General features: G+C 68.0%; 24 protein-coding genes. 15 read left to right on the top strand and 9 right to left on the bottom strand.

Features of this window, described 5'->3' with window-relative positions:
- Nucleotides 1-35: 35 nt before the first annotated feature.
- Nucleotides 36-1,310, bottom strand: a complete 1,275-nt coding sequence (aroA, locus tag M7H19_RS05865) for a 3-phosphoshikimate 1-carboxyvinyltransferase (protein ID WP_298177955.1) — start codon at nt 1,308-1,310, stop codon at nt 36-38.
- Nucleotides 1,311-1,396: 86 nt separating this feature from the next.
- Here aroA and M7H19_RS05860 point away from each other — a divergent pair, with 86 nt between their 5' ends.
- A complete protein-coding gene (locus M7H19_RS05860) occupies nt 1,397-3,097 on the top strand; it encodes a CTP synthase (RefSeq protein WP_298177953.1) in 1,701 nt (566 codons plus the stop codon).
- Nucleotides 3,094-3,720 (top strand): NUDIX hydrolase, encoded by a 627-nt coding sequence (locus tag M7H19_RS05855; protein ID WP_298177951.1) that lies wholly within the window; start codon nt 3,094-3,096, stop codon nt 3,718-3,720. Before M7H19_RS05860 ends, M7H19_RS05855 begins: the two co-directional genes overlap by 4 nt.
- 20 nt (nt 3,721-3,740) lie before the next feature.
- Here the strand turns inward: M7H19_RS05855 and M7H19_RS05850 are convergent, their stop codons facing one another.
- Nucleotides 3,741-4,226 (bottom strand): DUF1707 domain-containing protein, encoded by a 486-nt coding sequence (locus M7H19_RS05850; RefSeq protein ID WP_298177949.1) that lies wholly within the window; start codon nt 4,224-4,226, stop codon nt 3,741-3,743.
- Nucleotides 4,227-4,284: 58 nt separating this feature from the next.
- On the opposite strand from M7H19_RS05850, the gene M7H19_RS05845 reads away from it, so the two are divergent.
- The 7 genes from M7H19_RS05845 (at nt 4,285) to M7H19_RS05815 (ending at nt 9,845) form a co-directional block, all read left to right on the top strand.
- Nucleotides 4,285-4,995 (top strand): OBAP family protein, encoded by a 711-nt coding sequence (locus M7H19_RS05845; protein WP_298177947.1) that lies wholly within the window; start codon nt 4,285-4,287, stop codon nt 4,993-4,995.
- 58 nt (nt 4,996-5,053) lie between these two features.
- Entirely contained in the window at nt 5,054-5,989 is a 936-nt protein-coding gene (gene xerD / locus M7H19_RS05840) for a site-specific tyrosine recombinase XerD (RefSeq protein ID WP_298177945.1), read from the top strand.
- 99 nt (nt 5,990-6,088) lie between these two features.
- Complete coding sequence (locus tag M7H19_RS05835) at nt 6,089-7,087, top strand: AAA family ATPase (RefSeq protein WP_298177943.1); 999 nt, start codon at nt 6,089-6,091, stop codon at nt 7,085-7,087.
- Entirely contained in the window at nt 7,084-7,500 is a 417-nt protein-coding gene (locus tag M7H19_RS05830; RefSeq protein ID WP_298177941.1) for a cobyrinic acid a,c-diamide synthase, read from the top strand. The genes M7H19_RS05835 and M7H19_RS05830 overlap by 4 nt, the downstream gene beginning before the upstream one ends.
- On the top strand, nt 7,497-8,366 hold the full coding sequence (locus tag M7H19_RS05825) for a segregation/condensation protein A (protein WP_298177939.1): 870 nt from the start codon (nt 7,497-7,499) through the stop codon (nt 8,364-8,366). Before M7H19_RS05830 ends, M7H19_RS05825 begins: the two co-directional genes overlap by 4 nt.
- On the top strand, nt 8,363-9,115 hold the full coding sequence (scpB, locus tag M7H19_RS05820) for an SMC-Scp complex subunit ScpB (RefSeq protein WP_298177936.1): 753 nt from the start codon (nt 8,363-8,365) through the stop codon (nt 9,113-9,115). The genes M7H19_RS05825 and scpB overlap by 4 nt, the downstream gene beginning before the upstream one ends.
- On the top strand, nt 9,102-9,845 hold the full coding sequence (locus M7H19_RS05815) for a pseudouridine synthase (protein WP_298177934.1): 744 nt from the start codon (nt 9,102-9,104) through the stop codon (nt 9,843-9,845). Before scpB ends, M7H19_RS05815 begins: the two co-directional genes overlap by 14 nt.
- A gap of 115 nt (nt 9,846-9,960) precedes the next feature.
- Here M7H19_RS05815 and M7H19_RS05810 read toward each other — a convergent pair whose 3' ends face one another.
- Nucleotides 9,961-10,542, bottom strand: coding sequence for a GNAT family N-acetyltransferase (locus M7H19_RS05810; protein ID WP_298177932.1), 582 nt, complete (start codon nt 10,540-10,542; stop codon nt 9,961-9,963).
- Nucleotides 10,543-10,608: 66 nt separating this feature from the next.
- On the opposite strand from M7H19_RS05810, the gene M7H19_RS05805 reads away from it, so the two are divergent.
- Nucleotides 10,609-11,817, top strand: a complete 1,209-nt coding sequence (locus M7H19_RS05805) for a crosslink repair DNA glycosylase YcaQ family protein (protein WP_298177930.1) — start codon at nt 10,609-10,611, stop codon at nt 11,815-11,817.
- Between the two features lie 10 nt (nt 11,818-11,827).
- Here M7H19_RS05805 and M7H19_RS05800 read toward each other — a convergent pair whose 3' ends face one another.
- Both M7H19_RS05800 and M7H19_RS05795 read right to left on the bottom strand, forming a co-directional pair.
- Entirely contained in the window at nt 11,828-12,709 is an 882-nt protein-coding gene (locus tag M7H19_RS05800) for a DUF4097 family beta strand repeat-containing protein (RefSeq protein WP_298177928.1), read from the bottom strand.
- A 4-nt stretch (nt 12,710-12,713) separates the two neighbouring features.
- Nucleotides 12,714-13,223: a toxin-antitoxin system HicB family antitoxin gene (locus tag M7H19_RS05795; protein ID WP_298177926.1), complete on the bottom strand. Its 510-nt coding sequence runs from the start codon at nt 13,221-13,223 to the stop codon at nt 12,714-12,716.
- A gap of 155 nt (nt 13,224-13,378) precedes the next feature.
- Here M7H19_RS05795 and thyX point away from each other — a divergent pair, with 155 nt between their 5' ends.
- The 5 genes from thyX to M7H19_RS05770 all read left to right on the top strand — a co-directional run bounded on the left by thyX (nt 13,379) and on the right by M7H19_RS05770 (nt 18,897).
- Nucleotides 13,379-14,131, top strand: a complete 753-nt coding sequence (thyX, locus tag M7H19_RS05790) for an FAD-dependent thymidylate synthase (protein ID WP_298178038.1) — start codon at nt 13,379-13,381, stop codon at nt 14,129-14,131.
- A 46-nt stretch (nt 14,132-14,177) separates the two neighbouring features.
- Complete coding sequence (locus tag M7H19_RS05785; RefSeq protein WP_298177924.1) at nt 14,178-14,372, top strand: hypothetical protein; 195 nt, start codon at nt 14,178-14,180, stop codon at nt 14,370-14,372.
- Between the two features lie 143 nt (nt 14,373-14,515).
- On the top strand, nt 14,516-16,045 hold the full coding sequence (locus M7H19_RS05780) for a serine/threonine-protein kinase (RefSeq protein ID WP_298177921.1): 1,530 nt from the start codon (nt 14,516-14,518) through the stop codon (nt 16,043-16,045).
- 129 nt (nt 16,046-16,174) lie between these two features.
- A complete protein-coding gene (gene dapA, locus M7H19_RS05775; protein WP_298177919.1) occupies nt 16,175-17,200 on the top strand; it encodes a 4-hydroxy-tetrahydrodipicolinate synthase in 1,026 nt (341 codons plus the stop codon).
- Complete coding sequence (locus M7H19_RS05770; protein WP_298177917.1) at nt 17,197-18,897, top strand: ribonuclease J; 1,701 nt, start codon at nt 17,197-17,199, stop codon at nt 18,895-18,897. Before dapA ends, M7H19_RS05770 begins: the two co-directional genes overlap by 4 nt.
- Here M7H19_RS05770 and M7H19_RS05765 read toward each other — a convergent pair.
- From M7H19_RS05765 to M7H19_RS05750, 4 genes are all read right to left on the bottom strand, one after another.
- Nucleotides 18,884-19,033: a hypothetical protein gene (locus M7H19_RS05765; RefSeq protein WP_298177915.1), complete on the bottom strand. Its 150-nt coding sequence runs from the start codon at nt 19,031-19,033 to the stop codon at nt 18,884-18,886. The two genes, M7H19_RS05770 and M7H19_RS05765, sit on opposite strands and share 14 nt — an antisense overlap.
- Nucleotides 19,030-20,073: an EamA family transporter gene (locus M7H19_RS05760; RefSeq protein ID WP_298177913.1), complete on the bottom strand. Its 1,044-nt coding sequence runs from the start codon at nt 20,071-20,073 to the stop codon at nt 19,030-19,032. The genes M7H19_RS05765 and M7H19_RS05760 overlap by 4 nt, the downstream gene beginning before the upstream one ends.
- Complete coding sequence (locus M7H19_RS05755; protein ID WP_298177911.1) at nt 20,070-20,906, bottom strand: lysophospholipid acyltransferase family protein; 837 nt, start codon at nt 20,904-20,906, stop codon at nt 20,070-20,072. Before M7H19_RS05755 ends, M7H19_RS05760 begins: the two co-directional genes overlap by 4 nt.
- A 95-nt stretch (nt 20,907-21,001) precedes the next feature.
- Nucleotides 21,002-21,223, bottom strand: coding sequence for a hypothetical protein (locus M7H19_RS05750; RefSeq protein WP_298177909.1), 222 nt, complete (start codon nt 21,221-21,223; stop codon nt 21,002-21,004).
- Nucleotides 21,224-21,266: the final 43 nt, after the last annotated feature.

Here is a 21,266-nt window from a genome sequence, read left to right as displayed (position 1 = left end):
GCGTTCCCGCGGCACCTCGGTCGGCGAACGGCGGATCATCGAGGTTGAACGAGACGCTCCCAGTCGGCCACGAAGCCGGGATAGGTCTTGCCCACCGTAGCTGGGTTCTCCACGGTGACGTCCGGAACCCGCAGAGCCAGCACCGCACCCGCCATCACGAGCCGGTGGTCGTCGTAGGTGTGGAACGTCCCGCCGCGCAGTGGTACCGGCCGGATCCGCAGACCGTCGTCGGTCTCGGTGACGTCGCCGCCCAACGCCGACAGCTCCGTGGCCAACGCTGCGAGTCGGTCGGTCTCGTGGCCGCGCAGGTGGGCGACGCCCCGGATCTCGGAGGGTCCGTCGGCGAAGCACAACAGCGCTGCCAGCACCGGGGTCAGTTCGCCGACCTCGTGAAGGTCCAGGGTCGCACCGGCGACCCTGCCGGTGCCGGTGACCGTCAGACCGTCTTCGCCCAGCACCGCCTCCCCGCCGAGCTCACGCACCAGGCTCCGCAGCCGGTCGCCCGGCTGCGTGGTCTCGGAGGGCCAGCCGGCGACGTGCACACGGCCACCGGTCAACAGCGGCGCGACGACGAACGGCGCGGCGCTCGACAGGTCGGGTTCCACGGTGTATTCGGACAGGGCTAGGGTGGCCGGCGGCACATGGAACTCCGAGCCGTCCCGCTCGGGAGCCGCGCCGAACCGACGCAACATGTCCATGGTCATGGCGATGTGCGGTTCACTCGGCGTCTCGCCTCGCAGACGCACCGTCACACCGCGTTCGAAGGCGGGGGCCGACAACAGCAGCGCTGACAGGAACTGGCTGGACGCCGACGAATCGAGCTCCACGGCTCCGCCCGCGAGACCACCCTTGCCCCGCACCGTGAACGGCACGGTGCCACGACCACCGTCGTCGATGTCGGCCCCGAGCTCGGTCAGTGCCCGCAGCAGCGGAGCCACGGGCCTGCGTCGAATGGCCGGGTCGCCGTCGAAGTACACGGTCCGCGAGCCCAGCGCGGCCAGCGGCGGAGTGAATCGCGCCACCGTTCCAGCGTTACCCAGCGCGACCTCCACCCGCTCGTCACCGTCGGACATCGGCTGCACACGCACCCCGTCCGGTGTGACGGTCGACGACGCGCCGAGCACGTCGAGGGCCGCCAGCATGAGCCGAGCGTCCCGCGAATCCAGAGGATCTCGCACAAGCGTCTGCCCAGTGGACAAGGCGGCGAGCACGAAAGCGCGGTTGGTGATGGACTTCGATCCGGGAACCCGGACGGTCGCGTCGATCCGATCGGAGGCCGTCGGTGCGGCCCAGGTGTTCTTTTCACCCACGGCCCCACTGTCCCACACCGGAGACCACAGACGTGTCGGACAGCCTTGCGGCACGGTCCTCCTCAGGTGAGATAAGGTGGAAGCCCGTGGGACTTCAGCCGCGGACTACCAAATACGTCTTTGTCACCGGAGGCGTCGCCTCCTCACTGGGCAAGGGGCTCACCGCCTCCAGCCTCGGTCAACTCCTCACGGCCCGCGGGCTTCGGGTCACGATGCAGAAGCTCGACCCGTACCTCAACGTGGACCCCGGAACGATGAATCCGTTCCAACACGGAGAGGTCTTCGTCACCGACGACGGGGCCGAGACCGACCTCGACATCGGTCACTACGAGCGGTTCCTCGACCGCGACCTGTCGGGGACCGCGAACGTGACCACCGGTCAGATCTACTCCTCCGTCATCGCCAAGGAACGGCGTGGCGAGTATCTCGGTGACACCGTCCAGGTCATCCCGCACATCACCGACGAGATCAAGTCGCGGATCATGGCGCTGGCCACCGACGACGGCAGTGGGACCACGCCCGACGTCGTGATCACCGAAGTCGGTGGAACCGTGGGCGACATCGAGTCGCTGCCGTTTCTGGAAGCCTGCCGGCAGGTCCGGCATGACGTCGGCCGGGACAACTGTTTCTTCCTGCACGTGTCGCTGGTGCCGTACCTGGCGCCGTCCGGCGAGTTGAAGACCAAGCCCACGCAGCATTCCGTGGCCGCGTTGCGCAACATCGGTATCCAGCCGGACGCGCTGGTGTGTCGTGCGGACCGTGACCTGTCGGACGAGGTCAAGCGCAAGATCGGCCTCATGTGCGACGTGGAGACCGAGGCCGTCATCGCCTGTCCCGACGCGCCATCGATCTACGACATCCCCAAGGTGCTGCACCGGGAGGCGCTCGACGCCTACGTGGTGCGCCGCCTCGGGCTCCCGTTCCGCGACGTCGACTGGACGGTGTGGGGAGGCCTGCTCGACCGCGTGCACAACCCCGCCGAGACCGTCCGGATCGCGATCGTGGGCAAGTACGTCGATCTTCCCGACGCGTACCTGTCGGTCACCGAGGCGCTGAGGGCGGGAGGGTTCTTCCACCGCGCGAAGGTGGAGATCGTGTGGGTCGCGGCCGACGACGTCGCGACGTCCGCGGGCGCCGCCTCCGCCCTGTCCGGTGTGGACGGCATCCTGATTCCGGGTGGCTTCGGGGTGCGAGGCATCGAGGGCAAGATCGGTGCGATCAACTACGCCAGGGTCCACCAGATCCCGGTGCTGGGTCTGTGCCTGGGGCTGCAGTGCATGGTGATCGAGGTGGCGCGTAACCTCGCCGGTCTCTCCGGCGCGAACTCGGTGGAGTTCGACGAGAACACGCCCGACCCGGTGATCTCCACGATGGCCGACCAGAAGGACGTCGTCGCCGGTGAACGCGACATGGGCGGCACCATGCGACTCGGGGCGTACCCGGCGCAGCTGGTCGAAGGGTCTCAGGTCGCCGAGGCGTACGGCGTGAGGGAGGTGTCCGAGCGACACCGGCACCGCTACGAGGTCAACAACGCCTACCGCAAGCGGCTCGCGGACGCGGGCCTCGTGTTCTCCGGTTTGTCGCCGGACGGGCGACTCGTGGAATTCGTGGAACTGCCGAAGGACGTGCACCCGTTCTTCGTGGGAACACAGGCGCATCCCGAGTTGAAGTCGCGTCCCACGCGGCCGCATCCGCTGTTCGTCGCTTTCGTTCGCGCGGCGGTGGATTACCACACGGCAGAACGGTTGCCGGTGGAGCTGCCGGAGGCCACGGCGGCGGTCCGATGAGCGCCCCGGGGAGTCACGAGTTCAGCGTCGCGTCCTCACGCGACATCCACATCGGACGTGTCGTGGGTCTGAGGATCGACGAGGTGGTGATGCCGGATGGTTCCACGGCCTCGCGGGAGGTCGTGGAACATCTCGGCGCCGTCGCGGTGTGCGCCGTGGACGACGACGGTGCCGTGACTCTCGTCCACCAGTACCGGCATCCGGTCGGTGACCGGTTGTGGGAGTTGCCCGCGGGCCTGCTCGACCAGCCCGGGGAGGAACCGGTGGAGGCCGCTCGCCGCGAACTCGTCGAGGAGGCGGGCCTGGAGGCGCGGCGCTGGGACACGCTCGTGGACATCGCCGCCTCGCCCGGCTTCACCGACGAGGTGGTGCGTGTGTTCCTGGCGCGGGAACTGACCCGGGTCGACCGCGAGGCCCACGGCGAAGAGGAGGCCGACCTGGTCATCCACTCAGTTCCGCTGGACCGGGCGGTGGCCATGGCGTTGTCGGGGGAGATCGTCAACGGCGCCACCGTGGGCGGGCTGCTCGCGGCGTACACCGTGCTCACCGGTGGCCGCTCACCCCGCCCCGCCGACGCACCCTGGCGGCACCGGCCGACCCGTTTCGCCTCTCGCGACCGCTGAAACCGACGGGAAGGGCCGCTTCACTGCAGTGAGCGGCCCTTCCCGTCGGTTCCTCCCTCGACGAGCAGGATGATGCCGTCCACGATCGGCCACAGCGCACCCAGTCCCAGGGTGAGTACGACACAGGCGAGCTGGAGCACGGCAAGACGTGTCTCACCGGTGTAGAACCGGCCTGTTCCGAAGGGCAGCGCGATCTGGAGGATTCCCGCCGTGACGGCCGAGCGGTCGGACTGTTCCTTCTGTCCCACCTCGGCGGTGGCGGTTTGCGAAGGCACCATCGCTGTGTCCGGTGGCGGGCCGAGGAACACCGGATGCGGGGCGGGTAGGTCGGCGAACAACGGCCGGACGTCGCCTCGTGTGCGCGCCGTCAGAGCACGACCCATCCGATCCTCGTACTCGGCGGTCGTGAGACGTCCCTCGGCGAAGTGGTCCGCGAGAAGTCGGTTGGCCTCCTCCCGTTCGGCCGTGCCGATACGGAGGCTGTCACTGTCGATCCCGCCGTCCATGTGACAACGGTACCGGGCGGACGTTTCGGTTCAGCGTAGTCTGTCAACGCTTTCGGGCATGAATGTGACGATTCCATCCAGGCCCGCCCCGCGGCGACCGGCGGGGGAGGACAAAAGCGGCTGGCTCGCGGTTCTGGAGCAGGGCGCGAACGTGCTGCAGCAGACGGGTCCGATGTCCGGTTTCGACGTGTACGTGGTCGGTCTGCACTGCGCGAAGGACCACCCCGACATGCAAATGGAGGCCCACCACTACTGCCGGGTGGTGAACGACGACCTCCTGCAGTGCGTGCTGTTCGACGGCAACACGGCCCACGCCAACCTCATCGGCATCGAGTACATCGTCTCGGAACGGATGTTCGACACCCTGCCGGAGGCGGAGCGCGAGTACTGGCACCCGCACAACTACGAGATCCTGTCGGGCCAACTCGCCGCGCCCGGACTACCCGCCGTGGCCGAGAAGGCGTTGATGAAGCAGTTGATGAACAGCTACGGCAAGACGTGGCACACCTGGCACACGGGTCGACACGACAATCGACCCGGTGACGCGCTGCCCATGGGAGAGGCCATGTTGATGTGGTCGTTCAACCGTGACGGCGAAGCCGACGAGGCGTTGCATCTGAACCGGGACGAGGCCATGCGGTTGGACACGATGGCCAAGCGCGACCACCGGCACGACCTGGTCGAACTGGCGCATCCACAGCACGGTGTGGACGACATGCGGGACCAGTTCACCGGTACCACGCCTGTGGAAGGCGTCGTGAACGCGTGATGTCTCACGCGCGTCGTGGTGCTCCCTGCCGGGTTGTGGCGTCACCTACAGTGTGCATGTGGCACAGGCCGACGATCATGACCTCCGCGTGGTCGTGGCCGCGTATGTAGATCACCTGACGGTCGAGCGCGGCACCGCGCGCAACACGGTGGACGGTTACGCCCGCGACCTGCGACGCTATCTCGCTCATCTGACCGACGCGGGAGTGACCGACTTACGACAGGTGGTCCGCGACCACATCGTCGGGTTCGCGGCCTCACTGAGACACGGGGAGGGGGACCGCCCGCCGCTGGCTCCATCGTCGGCGGCGAGGGCGCTGTCGGCGGTGCGCGGGCTGCACCGGTTCGCCCATGCCGAAGGGTGGACTGAGGAGGACCCGGCGCGGGACGTGCGGCCTCCGCCGCCCACCCGTCGTCTACCGAAGGCACTGTCGGTGGACGACGTGCTGCGCCTGCTCGACACGTTCCCGGGCGAGGACGCCCGGACGCTGCGGGACCGGGCGTTGCTGGAACTGTTGTACTCGACCGGCGCCCGCATCTCCGAGGCCACGGGACTGGATGTCGACGATGTCGACCGCGCCGAGCGCACGGTGGTGCTCGACGGCAAAGGAGGCCGTCAACGCCTCGTCCCCGTGGGACGTCCGGCGCTGGAAGCGCTCGACGCCTACCTTGTGCGTGCCAGGCCCGTACTGGCGGCTAAGGGCCGGGGAGCGGGGGCCGTGTTCCTCAACGCGCGTGGAGGACGGTTGTCCCGACAAGGTGCCTGGCGGGTGTTGAAAGCCGCGGCCGAACGGGCCGGCATCTCCGCGCCGGTCTCGCCCCACACGCTCCGGCACTCGTTCGCCACGCACCTGTTGGAGGGTGGCGCGGACGTGCGAGTGGTGCAGGAACTGCTGGGACACGCGTCCGTCACCACCACCCAGGTCTACACGCTCGTCACCGTGAACACACTCCGTGAGGTGTATGCGACGACGCATCCACGGGCGCTGGGTTGATCGAAAGTACTCCGGACGTGGTCCGGCGAGCCGCTTTGGCGCTCGTTTCCTCGCGGCATACGCTGGCGCCGGTCCATGTGAACAAGGAGCTTTCGCCCCATGTCGACTTTTCAGCAGCCGGTGAGGCGTCTGCCGGATCGTCCGGGTCAGGCGGCCGGAGCCGATCCGGGCGACACCGACACGCGCGACCGGACCACCGTGCGGACCGCGAAAGGAGCCAAGGGCAGCAAAGCGGGGAAGACCGGGAAGGATTCGGACGGCCAGGGGCCCAAGATCGGGCCGACGGGACGGCCGATCAGGCACATCCCGGACCCGCCTCCGCTCGAACGCCACGGGCCGGCGGAGATCGTCGCCATGTGCAATCAGAAGGGTGGCGTCGGAAAGACCACCTCGGCGATCAACCTCGGTGCCGCGTTGGCGGAGTACGGACGCAAGGTCCTGCTGGTGGACTTCGATCCGCAGGGAGCGTTGTCGGTGGGGCTCGGCATTCAACCGCACGAGCTGGACAAGACCATCTACAACGTCATCATGGAGCGGTCCGTTGACGTGGACGACGTGATCCGAGAGACCCGGGTCGAGAACGTGGACCTGTTGCCCAGCAACATCGACCTGTCGGCGGCCGAGGTGCAGTTGGTGGCCGAGGTCGGGCGTGAACACACGTTGCTGAGGGTGTTGCGTCCGGTGCTCGACCGCTACGACTACATCCTGGTCGACTGCCAGCCGTCGCTGGGGTTGCTGACCGTGAACGCGTTGACGGCCGCCGACGGCGTGATCATTCCGCTGGAGTGCGAGTTCTTCAGCCTGCGCGGTGTGGCATTGTTGATCGACACGATCGAGAAGGTACGTGAGCGGCTGAACCCGAAGCTGGACATCAGCGGCATCCGCGCCACCATGTTCGATCCGAGGACTCTGCACTCCAGGGAGGTCATCGCGCGCGTGGTGGAGGCATTCGGCGACACCGTGTTCGACACGGTGATCAACCGCACCGTGCGTTTCCCGGAGACGACCGTCGCCGGCGAGCCGATCACTCGTTGGGCACCTCGGTCGAGCGGCGCGGCGGCGTACCGGGCGTTGGCCCGCGAGGTGATCGCTCGGTGACCAGGCGAGCGTCTCTGCCCGGCGCCTCGGAACTCTTCCGCCGGACCGGAGAGCGGGACATCCCCACCTCCGACGACGCGTCCGCGCAGCACAGCAGCACACCGGAACAGTCGACGACGCGACAACTCGCCAGAGTGACCGGTGCCCGACGGGGGTCGGGCCGACAGAAGCACGACGCCAAGATCACCGTGTATGTGTCGGGCGAGGAACTCCTGGCGTTGGAGCATGCCCGGTTGGAACTGCGGGGATCGCACGGCCTCGTGGTGGACCGAGGCCGCATCGTCCGGGAGGCCGTGGCCGTGCTGCTCGCCGATTTCGACGAACACGGTGAGGACTCGGTGCTGGTACGTAGGTTGCGAGGCGACGACGTCCCGGGCGCGGACGGCTGCGGTGAGGACGTCGGGAGCCGATGACGGAGCAGACGCCGCCGTCGCAAGCCTCGCCTGCCGAGGAGAGGGCCGACACCGAACGGCCCTCACGGGGCTTCAAGGTGAAGCTGGACAACTTCGAGGGCCCGTTCGACCTGTTGTTACAACTCATCTCCCAGCACCGACTGGATGTCACCGAGGTCGCTCTGCACCAGGTCACCGACGATTTCATCGCCTACACCCGAAAATTGGGGCAGGAATGGGACCTCGATGAGATCACGGAGTTCCTCGTCGTCGCCGCCACCCTGCTCGATCTGAAGGCCGCACGGTTGCTGCCGTCGGCGGAGGTGGAAAGCGAGGAGGACCTCGCGTTGTTGGAGGCTCGCGACCTGCTGTTCGCCCGCGTGCTCCAGTACCGCGCGTACAAGCAGGTGGCGGCCCTGTTCGCCGAGCTGGAGGCCGGGGCACTGCGGCGTTACCCGCGTTCGGTGGCGTTGGAGGAACGCTACGTGGGCCTGCTTCCCGAGGTGATGCTCGGCGTGACGCCGGAGAAGTTCGCCGAGGTCGCGGCCGCCGTGTTCCGGCCCAAACCGCCGCCTACCGTGTCTTTGGATCATCTGCACGCGGCGAAGGTGTCCGTGCGGGAACACGCGGCCGTGCTACGAGTGCGGCTGGCCACCGAGGGTGGTGCGACGTTCTCCGAGCTCGTCGCCGATTGTGAGCACACCATCGAGATCGTCGCGCGTTTCCTGGCGCTGTTGGAGCTCTACCGTGAGTCGGTGGTGCAGTTCGACCAGGAGGAGGCGCTGGCCGAGTTGCATGTGCGGTGGACCGGCGGGTCCGCCGAGCAGGCCGCCGATGACGCCGAACGTGATCGCGCCGCGAGCCAGGAGGATGAGGAGTACGGGTGAGCAGCGAAGCCGACAGCCGCGGTGAGGGGCTTGAGCCAGCACGGGGCGAACTCGACACGGACAGCGACTTGAGCGAGGGCCTGGACACGATCGATGACGGCGGTGCCGAAGTCACCGGGCTCACAGAGCCCGCCGAAGTCACCGAGGTCACCGAGACGGCGGGAGAGGCCGACGAGTCGGTCACCTCGACGCGGGACCTGCCGGACCTGACCAGCGACGCGGTGTTGCAGTCCGCGCTGGAGGCCCTGTTGTTGGTGGTGGACTCTCCGGCGAGCGAGGAGTCGTTGGCGGGAGCTCTGGAGCAGCCGGTGGACAGGGTCACCGAGATGTTGCGCACGATGGCGGAGGACCTCAACGACCGGGGTAGCGGCATGGACCTGCGGCGGGTGGGAGAGGGGTGGCGACTCTACACCCGCGATACCTACGCGCCGTTGGTGGAGAAGTTCCTGCTCGACGGCCAGCGTTCGAAACTGACCAGGGCGGCGTTGGAGACACTGGCCGTCATAGCCTATCGGCAGCCGGTCACCCGGTCCAGGATCGCCGCCGTACGAGGTGTCAACGTCGACGGTGTCGTGCGGACACTGCTTGCGCGCGGGCTGATCGAGGAGAACGGCACGGACCCGGAAACCGGTGGCACGCTGTATGTGACGACGGAATTGTTCTTGGAACGGCTGGGGTTGTCGTCTTTGAACGACCTCCCCCCGATCGCCCCGTTGCTACCCGAGGTGGATTCGATTGACGACAGCTGACCCGTCCGAGGGCGTGCGTCTGCAGAAAGTGCTGGCCAAGGCAGGAGTGGCCTCTCGCCGTGCGTCGGAGGAACTTATCGCGGCGGGCCGTGTCAGCGTGGACGGCGTCGTCGTACGTGAGCTGGGCCGCAGGGTGGACCCGGACACCGCCGTCATCCACGTCGACGGGACGCGCGTGCAGGTGCGTGACGACCTTGTGTACCTCGCGTTGAACAAGCCCCGCGGAGTGCACAGCACCATGACCGACGAGCAGGGCAGGCCTTGCGTGGGCGACTACGTGGCCGACCGGCCCGAACGGTTGTTCCACGTGGGGCGGTTGGACGCCGACACCGAAGGGCTGCTGTTGCTCACCAACGACGGTGACCTGGCGCATAAGCTCATGCACCCGTCGTTCCACGTCACCAAGACCTACCTCGCCGAGGTCGAGGGCACGGTGGCACGCGGACTGGGTAAACGACTGAAGGCCGGTGTGCGGCTGAGCGACGGCCCGGTGACGGCCGACGCGTTCCGCATCAAGGACGTGCGGCCGGGGCGCACCCTAGTCGAGATCGTGCTGCACGAGGGGCGCAAGCACATCGTGCGCCGACTTCTGGCCGAGGTGGGGCATCCGGTGCGCAAGCTCGTGCGCATCGCCATCGGAGAGGTCCGATTGGGCACCACCAAGCCCGGCAAGTTGCGTGTCCTGACCCAGCAGGAGGTCGGCTCGCTCTACCGCGCCGTGGGCGGGTGAGTCGGAAAAGCCCCGCCCTGTGGGCCGGAGGTAATCCGGTGTCGACGCCTTTTTCGTCCGCTCCGTGGGGTGGGGGACACTCCGAGTTCTTGAGTCCTTGCCGCGGTCGAGTGCGTCAGACCGAATCGGCCGTCACGGGATCTTCGAGACGCAGATCGAGGGTGCCGGTGAGTCGGATCTCCTTGATCGTGCGTTCGCCGGTGTCGAGGGTGCGCACGGTGCCGTCGGGATTCCAGCCGACGCTGCGGTAGAAGGCGAGTGACGCCGAGTCCGACTGCATCACCCAGGCGATGCCCCGTTCGGCTCCGTGTTCGCGGAGCCCAGCTGTCGCCGTGGCGAGCAGTCGCCCACCGTGTCCACGCCTACCCCAGCGGGGCTCCACGAGCAACGACGCGATCAGTCCGGTGCGACCGGCGTCGTCGGGGAGACTGCCGTCCGCGGCGGCGACTTCCCCGTCCGGTGCGGCGCCCGCGACGCAGAACCCGACCGTGAACTTCCCTTCGGTCGCGACGTAGACGGCGGTGTCCGGGTGTGCGACCGCCTCCGACCAACGTGCGGCGACATCGTCGGCGGTGAGCGCGTCGACGACCGAGGGGCCGAGGGCCTCGCCGTAGGCCGTGCGCCAGGTGGCGAGCTGGATCCGCGCGATCTCGGGGACGTCGTCGGAGGTGGCGGGACGAACGTCAGCGGTGGTCATGGCCGCCACCGTAGCGGTGCGGTGACGTAGCGGAAACCGTCGGGGTGCGCTGGCACGATGTCGCACATGAGAACGCTCAGCCGAGACGTCGCCCGTCGTACGGCACTGGCCGCGCAAGGTTTCGCAGACCCCCGTCCCGGCACCGAACCCACCCGCAGGCATTTGCAGAGGGTGCTGTCTCGGGTCCAGCTGCTGCAACTCGACTCGGTCAACGTCGTGGTACGAGCACATTACGCGCCCCTGTTCGCTCGTCTCGGCGCATACGATCGCGGGCTGGTGGACGCCGCAGCGTGGTCGCACAGCGCACGGCGGCCCCGGTTGCTCGTGGAGTGCTGGGCCCACGAGGCGAGTCTCGTTCCGGTGGAGGACTGGCCGCTGCTGCATTCCGGTGCGAAACCGAGAGGCTGGTGGCGGCACTACGGCGGTCTGGCCGAGTCGTCGCCCGCGTTGGTGGACGACGTGCTCGCCGTGGTGAAGGAGTTGGGTCCCGTCGGGGCTGGGACGATCGAGCGAGAGCTGGTGGGAGTTTCGGCGCGCCGCCCAGGCGCGTGGTGGGAACGTTCCGACGTCAAGAAGATCTGCGAGTGGCTGTTCGGTATCGGGGAACTGACCACGGGCACTCGGCGCGGGTTCGAGCGCCTGTACGACCTCACCGAGCGGGTGTTGCCGCCGGAGACCCTGGCCTGTCGGGTGGACGCCGACACCGCTGCCCGTGAGTTGGTGGACCGTGCGGCCAGGGCTCTCGGGGTGGCCACTGAACCGGATCTGCGCGATTACTACCGGCTGGCGCCCGAGACGACACGGCGTGCCGTCGCTGAACTCGTCGGGGACGGCACGTTGGAGCAGGTGCGGGTGGACACGTGGCGGGCCCCGGCTTACCGGCATGCGGCGGCCCGCACCCCGCGCCGGGTGGAGGGGCGTGCGTTGTTGTGCCCGTTCGACCCGTTGATCTGGGAACGCAACCGAACGGAGCGGCTGTTCGGTTTCCGCTACCGCATCGAGATCTACGTTCCGGAGGCCGAGCGGGTACACGGCTACTACGTGTTCCCGTTCCTCCTCGACGGCGAGTTGGTGGCCAGAGTGGACCTCAAAGCCGATCGTCCGAATCGGATGCTGCGCGTTCCGGGCGCGTTCGCCGAGGCCGGTCGAGACCGAGCCGGGATCGCCGCCGAACTGGCCGGCGAACTCGAACACATGGCTTCCTGGCTCGGTCTCGACGAAGTCGTTGTGGGAGCCCGGGGCGACCTCGCCGACGACTTGCGTCGTGCGCTCTGAATCGGCTGGTTCAGGCGCCGGTCACCAGCACGTTGCCTGAACCACTACGTGCTCGGATACTCAACGCCACCTCCTCGTCGGGCGGGGAGTCGGCGACTTCGAGAGCACTGTGGACACTGCCGCCACCGCTGGAGAGGTCGACCTCCGCGGTCGTGCCCTTCCGGATTCCGATTCGGATGTCCCCGGAACCCGAGAATGCCTCCACCGAGCCCGAGGCCGCGTCGTCGACCACGATCTCGCCACCGGCGGTACGCGCCAGTGTCGTGTCGGTGACTTCGCCGAACCTCACGTCCCCACTGCCGCCGTTCACGGTGACCGGCCCGTCCAGCGCGGCGATGTCGACCTCGCCGCTGCCGGTGCGCACGGTGGTGGACTCGGCCACCCGGTCCAATGTCACGGTTCCCGAGCCGGTGCTGATGTCGGCGCGTCCGCAAGTTCCCCGCACCGCGACGGCCGCGAGTCGAGTGCGAACCCGCACGTGCGAACCCGCCGGCGCGTGTACGGTCACCGCGAGTGCCGAATTCATCGGCGGCGGGATCTTGGATCCGCGTACCACGATGCGTTCGCCTATCTGCTCGATACGGACCTCGCGTACCGCGTCGGCCGGAACACCGGCGAACGGACTGCCGACCTGGCCGCCGAATATCTCGCTTACCCGGTTCAGCACCTCGGCCGCGCTGTGGGCCCACTCCGGTGAGGCGGCAGGGGCGCTGCGTACCTCCACCGACGTGCCCTTCTCCTCGGAGTCGCCGTCCAGGCGTACCTCCACGGTGCCCGCTGTGATGTCGAGGTCGAGTTCGACGGGGCCGTCGGTGTCGAATGTCTGAGTGCGGACGATGTTCTCGGAGCCGTCGTCGTTGTTGCTGCGACCGCCGGACGGTTGTTCGCTCACGATGTCACCCCTTCACCCAGCCGTGCAAGCTCGTGCCACCGCGACCGCCTCGCCCGTGTGGACCGTGCCGGTGGTGCGATTTGCCCTGCAGCGCGCCTTGGACCGCCTGGGACACGAACGTGTTCAACGACACGCCTTGTGCGGCGGCGGCCTGCTCGGCCTGCGCCTTCAAGCGTTCGAACAGGCGCAGAGTCATGCGGCTGATATCGCCGGACTCCTCCGACAGAGGAGGCGGGGGAGGTGGTTTCGGTGCCTCCGGCGGCTCTTCGGAGGCGCTGCCCGACACGGCGACACGAACGTCGCGTCCGTCCAATCTCACCTCGACCACGTGGTCGGGCAGTTGAGCGGTGATCTCGGCGGCGAGATCCGAGAGAGCGTTCATGAGCGTCAGTCGAGCGGCGGGTTCGAGGGCGGCCGACAGCACTGCCGCGGCACGTTGTAGCTGCTCATCACCCGCCGAGGCCGTGGTGGCCAGGCTTTCTCGCAATGCGGCGAGATACGGATCCAATTCCATGACATCACTGTGACATCACTTATGATGTCACTCAAGGGGCCATGTGATGCCGTTGATGGTGTCGCGGTGTGTCCCACACGCCGGGGATGCGCCTCGTGGAGCCGGAGCACACCGGAAGTACGCTTCCCGTGACGAACGAGTGGAGGGAGTCGGACGTGGCCGAAACGGTGGCACCCAAGGTGCGGTTGATCGCGAAGACGGAGTTCTTCCCGCCCGAGGACGTGCCGTGGACGACAGACGCGGACGGTGGGCAGGCACTCGCCGAGTTCGCGGGCCGGGCGTGCTACCAGTCGTGGTCGAAGCCGAATCCGAAGACGGCGACGAACGCGGGCTATCTGGACCACATCATCGAGGTCGGGCACCTGTCGGTGCTGGAACACGCGAACGTCACCTTCTACATCACCGGTATCTCACGGTCGTTGACCCACGAGCTCATCCGGCACCGCCACTTCTCCTACTCTCAGCTGTCCCAGAGGTATGTCCCCGAGCGCGATGCCGCGTTCGTCGAGCCCGATGTGATCGCGAACGATCCGGAGCTGCACGAGAAGTTCATCGCCGCCACGCAGGCCAGCGTCGACGCCTACAACGAGCTGCTCGCCGGGCTGGAGGAGAAGTTCAACGACGCCCCCAGCGCGACGTTGCGCCGCAAGCAGGCGCGCCAGGCCGCCCGGTCGGTGCTGCCCAACGCGACTGAGACCCGGATCGTCGTCACCGGCAACTACCGCGCATGGCGTCACTTCATCGCCATGCGCGCCACCGAGCACGCCGACGTGGAGATCCGGGCGCTGGCCGTGGAGTGCCTGCGGCAGCTGCAGAAGGTCGCCGAGAACGCCTTCGCCGACTTCACGATCTCGACATTGCCCGACGGCACCGAGGTGGCGTCGAGCCCGAAGGTCGCCGAGAGCTGACACGCGGCAGGTCGTAAGGAGGCATAAGGAGTCGTAAGGAGGCACTGTGCGCAAGCCGGTCATCAATGTCCGGCCGGGTGAGTACGTGACCGCCCGGTTGGGCCCGGCGGCGCCGGTGCCGTCCCACCGAGCCCGGCATCGGTTTCGTGTCGGTCAACACCGGTTGCTGGTCGAACAAGCCGATCTCGCTCGCGCGGTGACGGCGCTGCGAGATACCGGCCATATGGTTGACGAAGCCTGACCGGGTGACTCGGTCGGCATATCGTCGGTAGTACGCGTAACGGTCACGGACCAGTGCGTCACGGTGGGTGTCTGCGTGGGTAGCCGCCCCCGGTACGGGCGATCTCGTTACGATCTCTGCGCACGAGACGAGGAGAGGCAAGGTTGACCGACGAGCAGACCGACACCACGCCCGCCTTCTCCGCTTCGAGGGTGATCGCCGACCGGTACCGGGTGATCGACGAGCTCGGCCGAGGCGGCATGGGCGTCGTCTGGCGTGCCGAGGACACCGTGATCGGCAGGCAGGTGGCCATCAAGGAACTCAGCTTGCCCGACGGTGCGGAGGACACGGGTGTGTTCCAGGAGCGGGTGCTGCGTGAGGTGCGCACCGGTGGCCGACTCAACGACCCGGCCGTGGTGACGGTGTTCGACGTGGTGGCCGAAGGCGACACCACCTACATCGTCATGGAACTCGTCGAGGCTCCCACGCTCTCCGAACTCGTGCGGCGCAACGGCCCCCTGCCCGCGCAGCAGGTCGCCTCGATCGGATTGCAGGTGCTGTCGGCACTGAACGCCGCGCATCAGGCGGGGATCGTGCACCGCGACGTCAAACCGGCCAACATCATGGTGGGCGCGGACGGTCGGGCGAAACTCACCGACTTCGGTATCGCGCAGGCCATCGACGATCCGCGCATCACCACGAGCGGGATGCTCGTCGGCTCACCCGCGTTCATGGCGCCCGAGCGTGTCGAAGGGCGCGAGGCGATGCCCGCCTCGGACCTGTGGTCGTTGGGAGCGGCGTTGTTCTTCGCCGCGGAGGGCTCCGTACCGTTCGAGCGGTCGAGCACGGCGGCCACCCTCCACGCGATCATGACCGAGGTCCCGTATCTGACCCGGGTCCACGGGCCGCTCGCCTCGGCGATCATGGGACTGATGTCCGCCACGCCGGAGGGTCGGATCACAGCCGCTCAGGCGCACGGACTGCTCAGCCTCGCCGCCCAGCAGCCTGTTCCGGGGACTCCACCGACCGGGCAACCGGTGTCGACCGTGCAGTCGACAACCCACCAGTCCGGGCCGCATCCCACGATGGTCGCCGGAGGGCTCGCCCACGGTGGTGTGCCCGCGCGGCGGATGAGTCCGGGCAGGAAGAAGGCACTGTTCACCGGAGGCGCGCTCGCGGCCGTCGGATTGTTGGTCGGTGGGTTCTTCCTCGGTAAGCCGGTGTGGTCGCCCGATGTGGACGAACAGATGCTGCCCACGCTCACCTACGGTGAGAACGGTGACGTCGAGCAGCTGAACGCGGACAGCTACAACGACTGTGTCAACACGACCGTGGACAAGGGGCGTTCGCTGGCCGACAGCAACTGGGTCGACTGCGACCAGTCGCACGACCTCGAGCTGTACACCACCTGGAACCTGAGCTCCTCGAACGACGATGACGCCGTGGCGTATCAGTACCCGGGCCGGGAGGCGTTCGCCCACTTCGGGGAAACGGTATGTGGTTTCTCCTTCCACTCCAGCAAGGTCAAGGACGAATTCCGTGGTCAACTGGTCTATCGGGCGTTGATCCCCAGTCAGGACGAGTGGGAGAAGCGACAAGATCCTCCCGATGACCCGGCCCGCTCGGTCTACTGTCTGCTCGGCCGGGAGGACGGCACCCAGATGTCCCAGTCGGTGGTGCAGTCGGTCCGGTAACCGGAAACGTTTTCGTTTCACCGCGCCGTCACCGGCAATCCTGTCGCCGCGTCGGCGGATCAGCGCGCATCAATGCATTTGCGCCGGTCGGCGCGGTCGTCGTCGAGTTGAAGAGGTACCGTCGAATCCATGTCGATCGCACCGCCCACTCCCCCCACGGCCGCACCGGGACGTCCTTTCGGCCGTGTACTCACCGCCATGGTCACGCCGTTCACCGCCGAGGGCGCGGTGGACCTGAAGCGGGCGCAGGAGCTCGCCGTGCACCTGGTGGATCTGGGTAACGATGGTCTGGTCGTCAACGGCACCACGGGCGAGAGCCCCACGACGAGCGACGCGGAGAAGACCGACGTCGTCCGGGCCGTCGTGGAGGCCGTCGGTGACCGCGCCACCGTCGTGGCAGGCGCGGGCACGTACGACACCGCTCACAGCGTGGAACTCGCCCGTCGAGCGGAACAGGCCGGTGCCCACGGACTCCTCGTCGTGACGCCGTACTACTCGCGGCCCACCCAGGCAGGACTGTTCGCACACTTCACCACGGTCGCGGACGCCACCGAACTGCCGGTGATGCTGTACGACATCCCGCCGCGCTCGATCGTGCCCATCGAGGTCGACACTCTGCGCAGGCTCGCCGAGCACCCGCGCATCCTCGCCGTCAAGGACGCCAAGGGCGACCTGCTGGCGGGGAGCGAGGTCATCGCCAACACCCACCTCGCGTACTACTCCGGCGACGACGGACTCAACCTGCCGTGGTTGTCGGTCGGAGCGACGGGCGTGGTCAGCGTCATCGGCCACGTCGTGGCCGGCCGGATCCGCGCCATGATCGATGCCTACGAGAACGGAGACACCTCCACCGCTCGCACCAACCACCGTGGCATGATCCCGGTGTACCGCGCGTTCTCGCGCGTCGGTGGCGTAGTGTTCGCCAAAACGGCGTTGCGGCTGCGCGGTGTCGACGTGGGCGACCCCCGGCTACCGATCGTGCCCGCCACCGAGGAGCAGGTGCGGGCCATCGCCGAGGACCTCACGCAGGCGGGAGTGCCGCTGGAGACCTCCTCCGCGGACGACTGGGCGGGCTCACGCGTCGCCCAGGCCGACTCGGCGGCCGCTTACGTCGCACCTACCACCCACACGAGCGTTGGGACGATTCATCGGTGAGTCAGAAGTCAATCGGACCGGGCCCCACACACCAGCCACCGCCGCCGCTGCCCGAGGGCGGACTCCGCATCGTCGCCCTCGGCGGCATCGGCGAGGTCGGCCGCAACATGACCGTCTTCGAGTACGACGGTCGACTTCTCGTGGTCGATTGCGGTGTCTTGTTCCCCGAGGACGCCCAGCCGGGTGTGGATCTGATCCTGCCCGACTTCCGGGCGATCGAGGACCGGATCGATGACATCGAGGCCCTCGTGCTCACCCACGGGCACGAGGACCACATCGGGGCCGTGCCCTTCCTGCTGCGCATGCGCCCCGATCTGCCGGTGTACGGATCGCGGTTCACGCTGGCTCTGTTGGAGGCCAAGTGCAAGGAACACCGGCAGCGGCCGGTCCTGACCGAGGTCGCCGAAGGGCAGCGGCGCAAGGTCGGTCCGTTCGAGCTGGAGTTCTTCGCGGTCAACCACTCGATCCCGGATGCGCTCGCCGTCGCGTTGCGTACTCCCGCCGGACTCGTGCTGCACACGGGTGACATCAAGCTGGACCAGTTGCCGCTCGACGGCAGGCTCACCGATCTGGCGGGATTCTCCCGACTCGGTGACGAAGGCGTCGACTTGTTGTGTATCGACTCCACCAACGCCGAGGTCCCGGGCTTCGTCACTCCGGAAAGCGACATCGGTCCCGTGCTGGACGACGTCATCGCGCGGGTGCGCCAGCGGGTCATCGTGGCGTGTTTCGCCAGCCACGTCCATCGTGTGCAGCAGGTGCTCGACGCCGCTCATCGACACGGTCGCCGCGTGACGTTCGTGGGTCGGTCGATGATGCGTAACATGACCATCGCTGCCGATCTCGGGTTGCTGAACATCCCGGAAGGGCTGTTGATCGACCTCGACGAGGCCGTGAACCTCCCCGAATCCAAGGTGCTGTTCGTCTCCACGGGGTCGCAGGGCGAGCCGTTGTCGGCGCTGTCGCGGATGGCGCGGGGCGAGCACAAGCAGATCTCGATCCGGGCCGGCGACACGGTGGTGCTGGCCAGTTCGCTCATCCCCGGTAACGAGACCGCCGTGTTCGGTGTCATCAACGGTTTGGTGCGCCTCGGCGCAGACGTCATCCACCAGGGCAATGCGAAGGTGCACGTGTCGGGGCACGCTTCGGCGGGGGAGCTGTTGTTCCTCTACAACGCCGTGCGGCCCAAGAACGTGATGCCGGTGCACGGCGAGTGGCGGCACCTGCGGGCGAACGCGGCGTTGGCCGTGCGCACCGGCGTGGACGAGGACAACGTGGTGTTGGCCGAAGACGGCGTGGTAGTCGACCTCGTCGACGGCAAGGCTTCCATCACAGGCCGCGTCGAGGTCGGCATGGTGTACGTCGACGGACTGTCGGTCGGGGACGTGGGAGAGTCCACGTTGTCCGATCGGTTGGTCCTCGGCGAGGGTGGATTCATCGCCATCACCGTGGCCGTCGACTCGACCACCGGCCGTGCCGTGAGCTCGCCTACCCTGTCGGGACGCGGGTTCTCCGACGACCCCAAGGCCCTCGACGAGGTGACCCGGCTTGTGGAGATGGAGCTGTCGCGCACAGAGGCCGAGGGCATCACCGACACCCACCAGATCGCCCAGGCGGTTCGGCGGGTGGTGGGCCGTTGGGTCGCCGGGACTTACCGCCGCAGGCCGATGATCGTGCCGACGGTCATTCCTGTTTGACGCGTGCGGTAGATCCGGTCTCGGGCTGCTGTCGGGCGGTCACGCTGATCGCCGCGAGTGCCAGCACGGCGGTGACGACCTGGGCCAGCAGGGCCCAGCGGGCACGGCGCTGTTCGGCACGGGTCGGACGGGTCATGCTCCCTCCTGAGGTTCCACTCGATTCTTTCGGACGGCGGCCCGAGCCCCGGCCGCTGCCTCACCCGGTAGCGGTTCGGCCGGGCCCGTCGGCCCGCCCTGTGCGGCGGGCGCGGTCAGTTGCACCAGCAGGGCTCCGCCGAGTAACACGACGGCACCGAGGATCTGCACCCAGACCAGTGCCTCACCCAGCAACGCCCACGCCATGCTCGTGGCGACGAGCGGTTCCAACAGCGCGAGCACGCTGGCGGTGGAGGCGGGTAGGTGCCGCAGAGCGGTGATGCCCGCGAAATAGGCGAAAACGGTGGAGAACACCGCGACGGTCACGAGCAGTAACCACACGGGCGGCTGCCATGGACCGAATTCGGCGGAGGACAGCAGCGTCGAAAGGGGCATGGTCCAGGGCGGTGCGACGAGGCCCACGGCCACGGCTGCGATCACCATTCCCCAGGTGACCATGCCGAGCGGGTGGTGGATGGCCATGCCCCGCTCGCCGATCAGGAAGTACGCCGCCGAACACAGCGCCGCGGCGATGCCGGCCAGCAGGCCCAAAGCGTCGAGCACCAGACCCTCGTGGACGCGGGCCACCAAAGCCAGGCCCAGCAGGGCGAGTCCGATGCCGGTCCACGTCGGCCACGGCAGCCGTACCCGGCGTACGAATCGCACCCACAGTGCCACGAGGACCGGCGACGTGAATTCCAGCAGGATGGCGATGCCCACCGGTACTCGCGCTGCGGCCAGGAAGTAGAACAGCTGGACACCGGCCACGCCGAGAAGTCCGTAACCGAGAAGGAGCCGCCATTGCCCGCGCTGCACCCGCAGCAGTCGGGGCCGGGGCAGTCCTACACCGAGGAGGAGCACCAGCGCGGCGATGCTGATGCGGGCCGTGGCGACCTGTTCAGGCGTCAACCCGGACGTCATCGCCGGTTTGGCCAGCACTCCGGAGCTGCCGAAACACAGCGAGGCGGCGACGAGCAGCGCGATACCGCGAGACCGGCTGCGGGGTGGCGCCACGGTGGTGGCTTCGGTGGAGCCCGTCATATCTGCGTTCCCGGCCGCCACGGACTGTGGCCATCGGTGGGACGCGTGGGGTCGCGGAACCGCGGTACGTCCGGTTCGCCGGCCCGTAGCGGCACAAGCCCGTCGGTGATGGCCCGCATGATCGCCGCGTGGGCTTTCACGGCGTCTCCGGGCCGTCCGGCTTCGAATTCCGTGAGGTCGACCGGCTCACCGAAGTGCACCCGGAAAGTGGGTCTGCGCAGTGGGGCGGTGAGTCCTGACCGCGCCAGCGGCACGATGTCGGCCAGGCCGGTCACCGTCTCGGTCCCCCAGTACACGGCCTCGTGCGCGCCCCATTGGCTGATGGGGATCACCGGCACGTTCGCGGAGAGGGCGAGACGCGCGGCGCCGGTCTTGCCGCGTTCCGGCCACAGGCCCGGATCGTGGCTGATGCGTCCTTCGGGATAGACGATGATCGGGGCCGTGCTCGTGCGCAGTGCTTCGGCGGCCTGCCCGAACTGCGCCACCGCCGAGGCCGAACCCCGGTCGACCCGTAGGTGACCACTGGCGCGCAGCGCTGGGCCGATCACCGGCGCGTCCAACAGTCCGCCCGCCAGCATGAACCGTGGCGCGAGGCCGAGGCGTCGACACGCGGCAACCAGGACGAAAGCGTCGAAAACCCCGATGTGGTTCGCGGCCATGAGGAGCGGTTTGCCCCTCAACTCCCGCGGAACGCCTCCGCTGATGCGCAGTCGCCCGGCCACGTTCACCAATGCGTGGTCGAGGGCGAGGAGTGTCCGCCACATCAGGGGAGCACGTGTTCCCTGTCCGGAGGACCCTCGGTCGTGTTGAAGCGCCACCATAGGGCGAAGCATGTCATGCGTACCGGTGTTTTCGGCACGGGACGGACCTTTGCCGATCAATGTCACGTGTGGCCAGTGTGGCGCTCGGGGCGAGAGTGGTGAACCGGTTACCGTAGGAGTATGGCGAGCGGTTCGACGACCAGGGGGCGAGGCTCCGCGAGCACGAGCCGCGGATCGCAAGGCTCGGCGAAGAGCACGTCCTCGGCGAAGGGGACGAAGAGCAGGTCTTCGGCGCGTCCGGCGGCGGGGAAGACATCCGGCCGCTCGGCCGCGGCCCGTAGGCCACCGGCGAAGCGACCTACCCGCTCCTCCGGAGGGGCCCTGGTCAAAGCCCTACGTGGCACCTGGTCTTTGTTGGCGCGTGGTGTCGGT

It is taken from the genome of Saccharomonospora sp., assembly GCF_027317685.1.
Lineage (GTDB): Bacteria > Actinomycetota > Actinomycetes > Mycobacteriales > Pseudonocardiaceae > Saccharomonospora.
The sequence above is the reverse complement of the archived record's forward strand: the minus strand, read 5'-3'. Positions and strand labels throughout refer to the sequence as shown.

Coding starts and splice junctions, on each gene's coding strand:
- M7H19_RS05855 (WP_298177951.1), top strand. CDS start 3,094: ATGAGCGCCCCGGGGAGTCACGAGTTCAGCGTCGCGTCCTCACGCGAC.
- M7H19_RS05805 (WP_298177930.1), top strand. CDS start 10,609: ATGAGAACGCTCAGCCGAGACGTCGCCCGTCGTACGGCACTGGCCGCG.
- M7H19_RS05835 (WP_298177943.1), top strand. CDS start 6,089: ATGTCGACTTTTCAGCAGCCGGTGAGGCGTCTGCCGGATCGTCCGGGT.
- M7H19_RS05760 (WP_298177913.1), bottom strand. CDS start 20,073: ATGACGGGCTCCACCGAAGCCACCACCGTGGCGCCACCCCGCAGCCGG.
- M7H19_RS05825 (WP_298177939.1), top strand. CDS start 7,497: ATGACGGAGCAGACGCCGCCGTCGCAAGCCTCGCCTGCCGAGGAGAGG.
- M7H19_RS05850 (WP_298177949.1), bottom strand. CDS start 4,226: ATGGACGGCGGGATCGACAGTGACAGCCTCCGTATCGGCACGGCCGAA.
- M7H19_RS05810 (WP_298177932.1), bottom strand. CDS start 10,542: ATGACCACCGCTGACGTTCGTCCCGCCACCTCCGACGACGTCCCCGAG.
- dapA (WP_298177919.1), top strand. CDS start 16,175: ATGTCGATCGCACCGCCCACTCCCCCCACGGCCGCACCGGGACGTCCT.
- M7H19_RS05845 (WP_298177947.1), top strand. CDS start 4,285: ATGAATGTGACGATTCCATCCAGGCCCGCCCCGCGGCGACCGGCGGGG.
- M7H19_RS05765 (WP_298177915.1), bottom strand. CDS start 19,033: ATGACCCGTCCGACCCGTGCCGAACAGCGCCGTGCCCGCTGGGCCCTG.
- M7H19_RS05795 (WP_298177926.1), bottom strand. CDS start 13,223: ATGGAATTGGATCCGTATCTCGCCGCATTGCGAGAAAGCCTGGCCACC.
- M7H19_RS05755 (WP_298177911.1), bottom strand. CDS start 20,906: ATGCTTCGCCCTATGGTGGCGCTTCAACACGACCGAGGGTCCTCCGGA.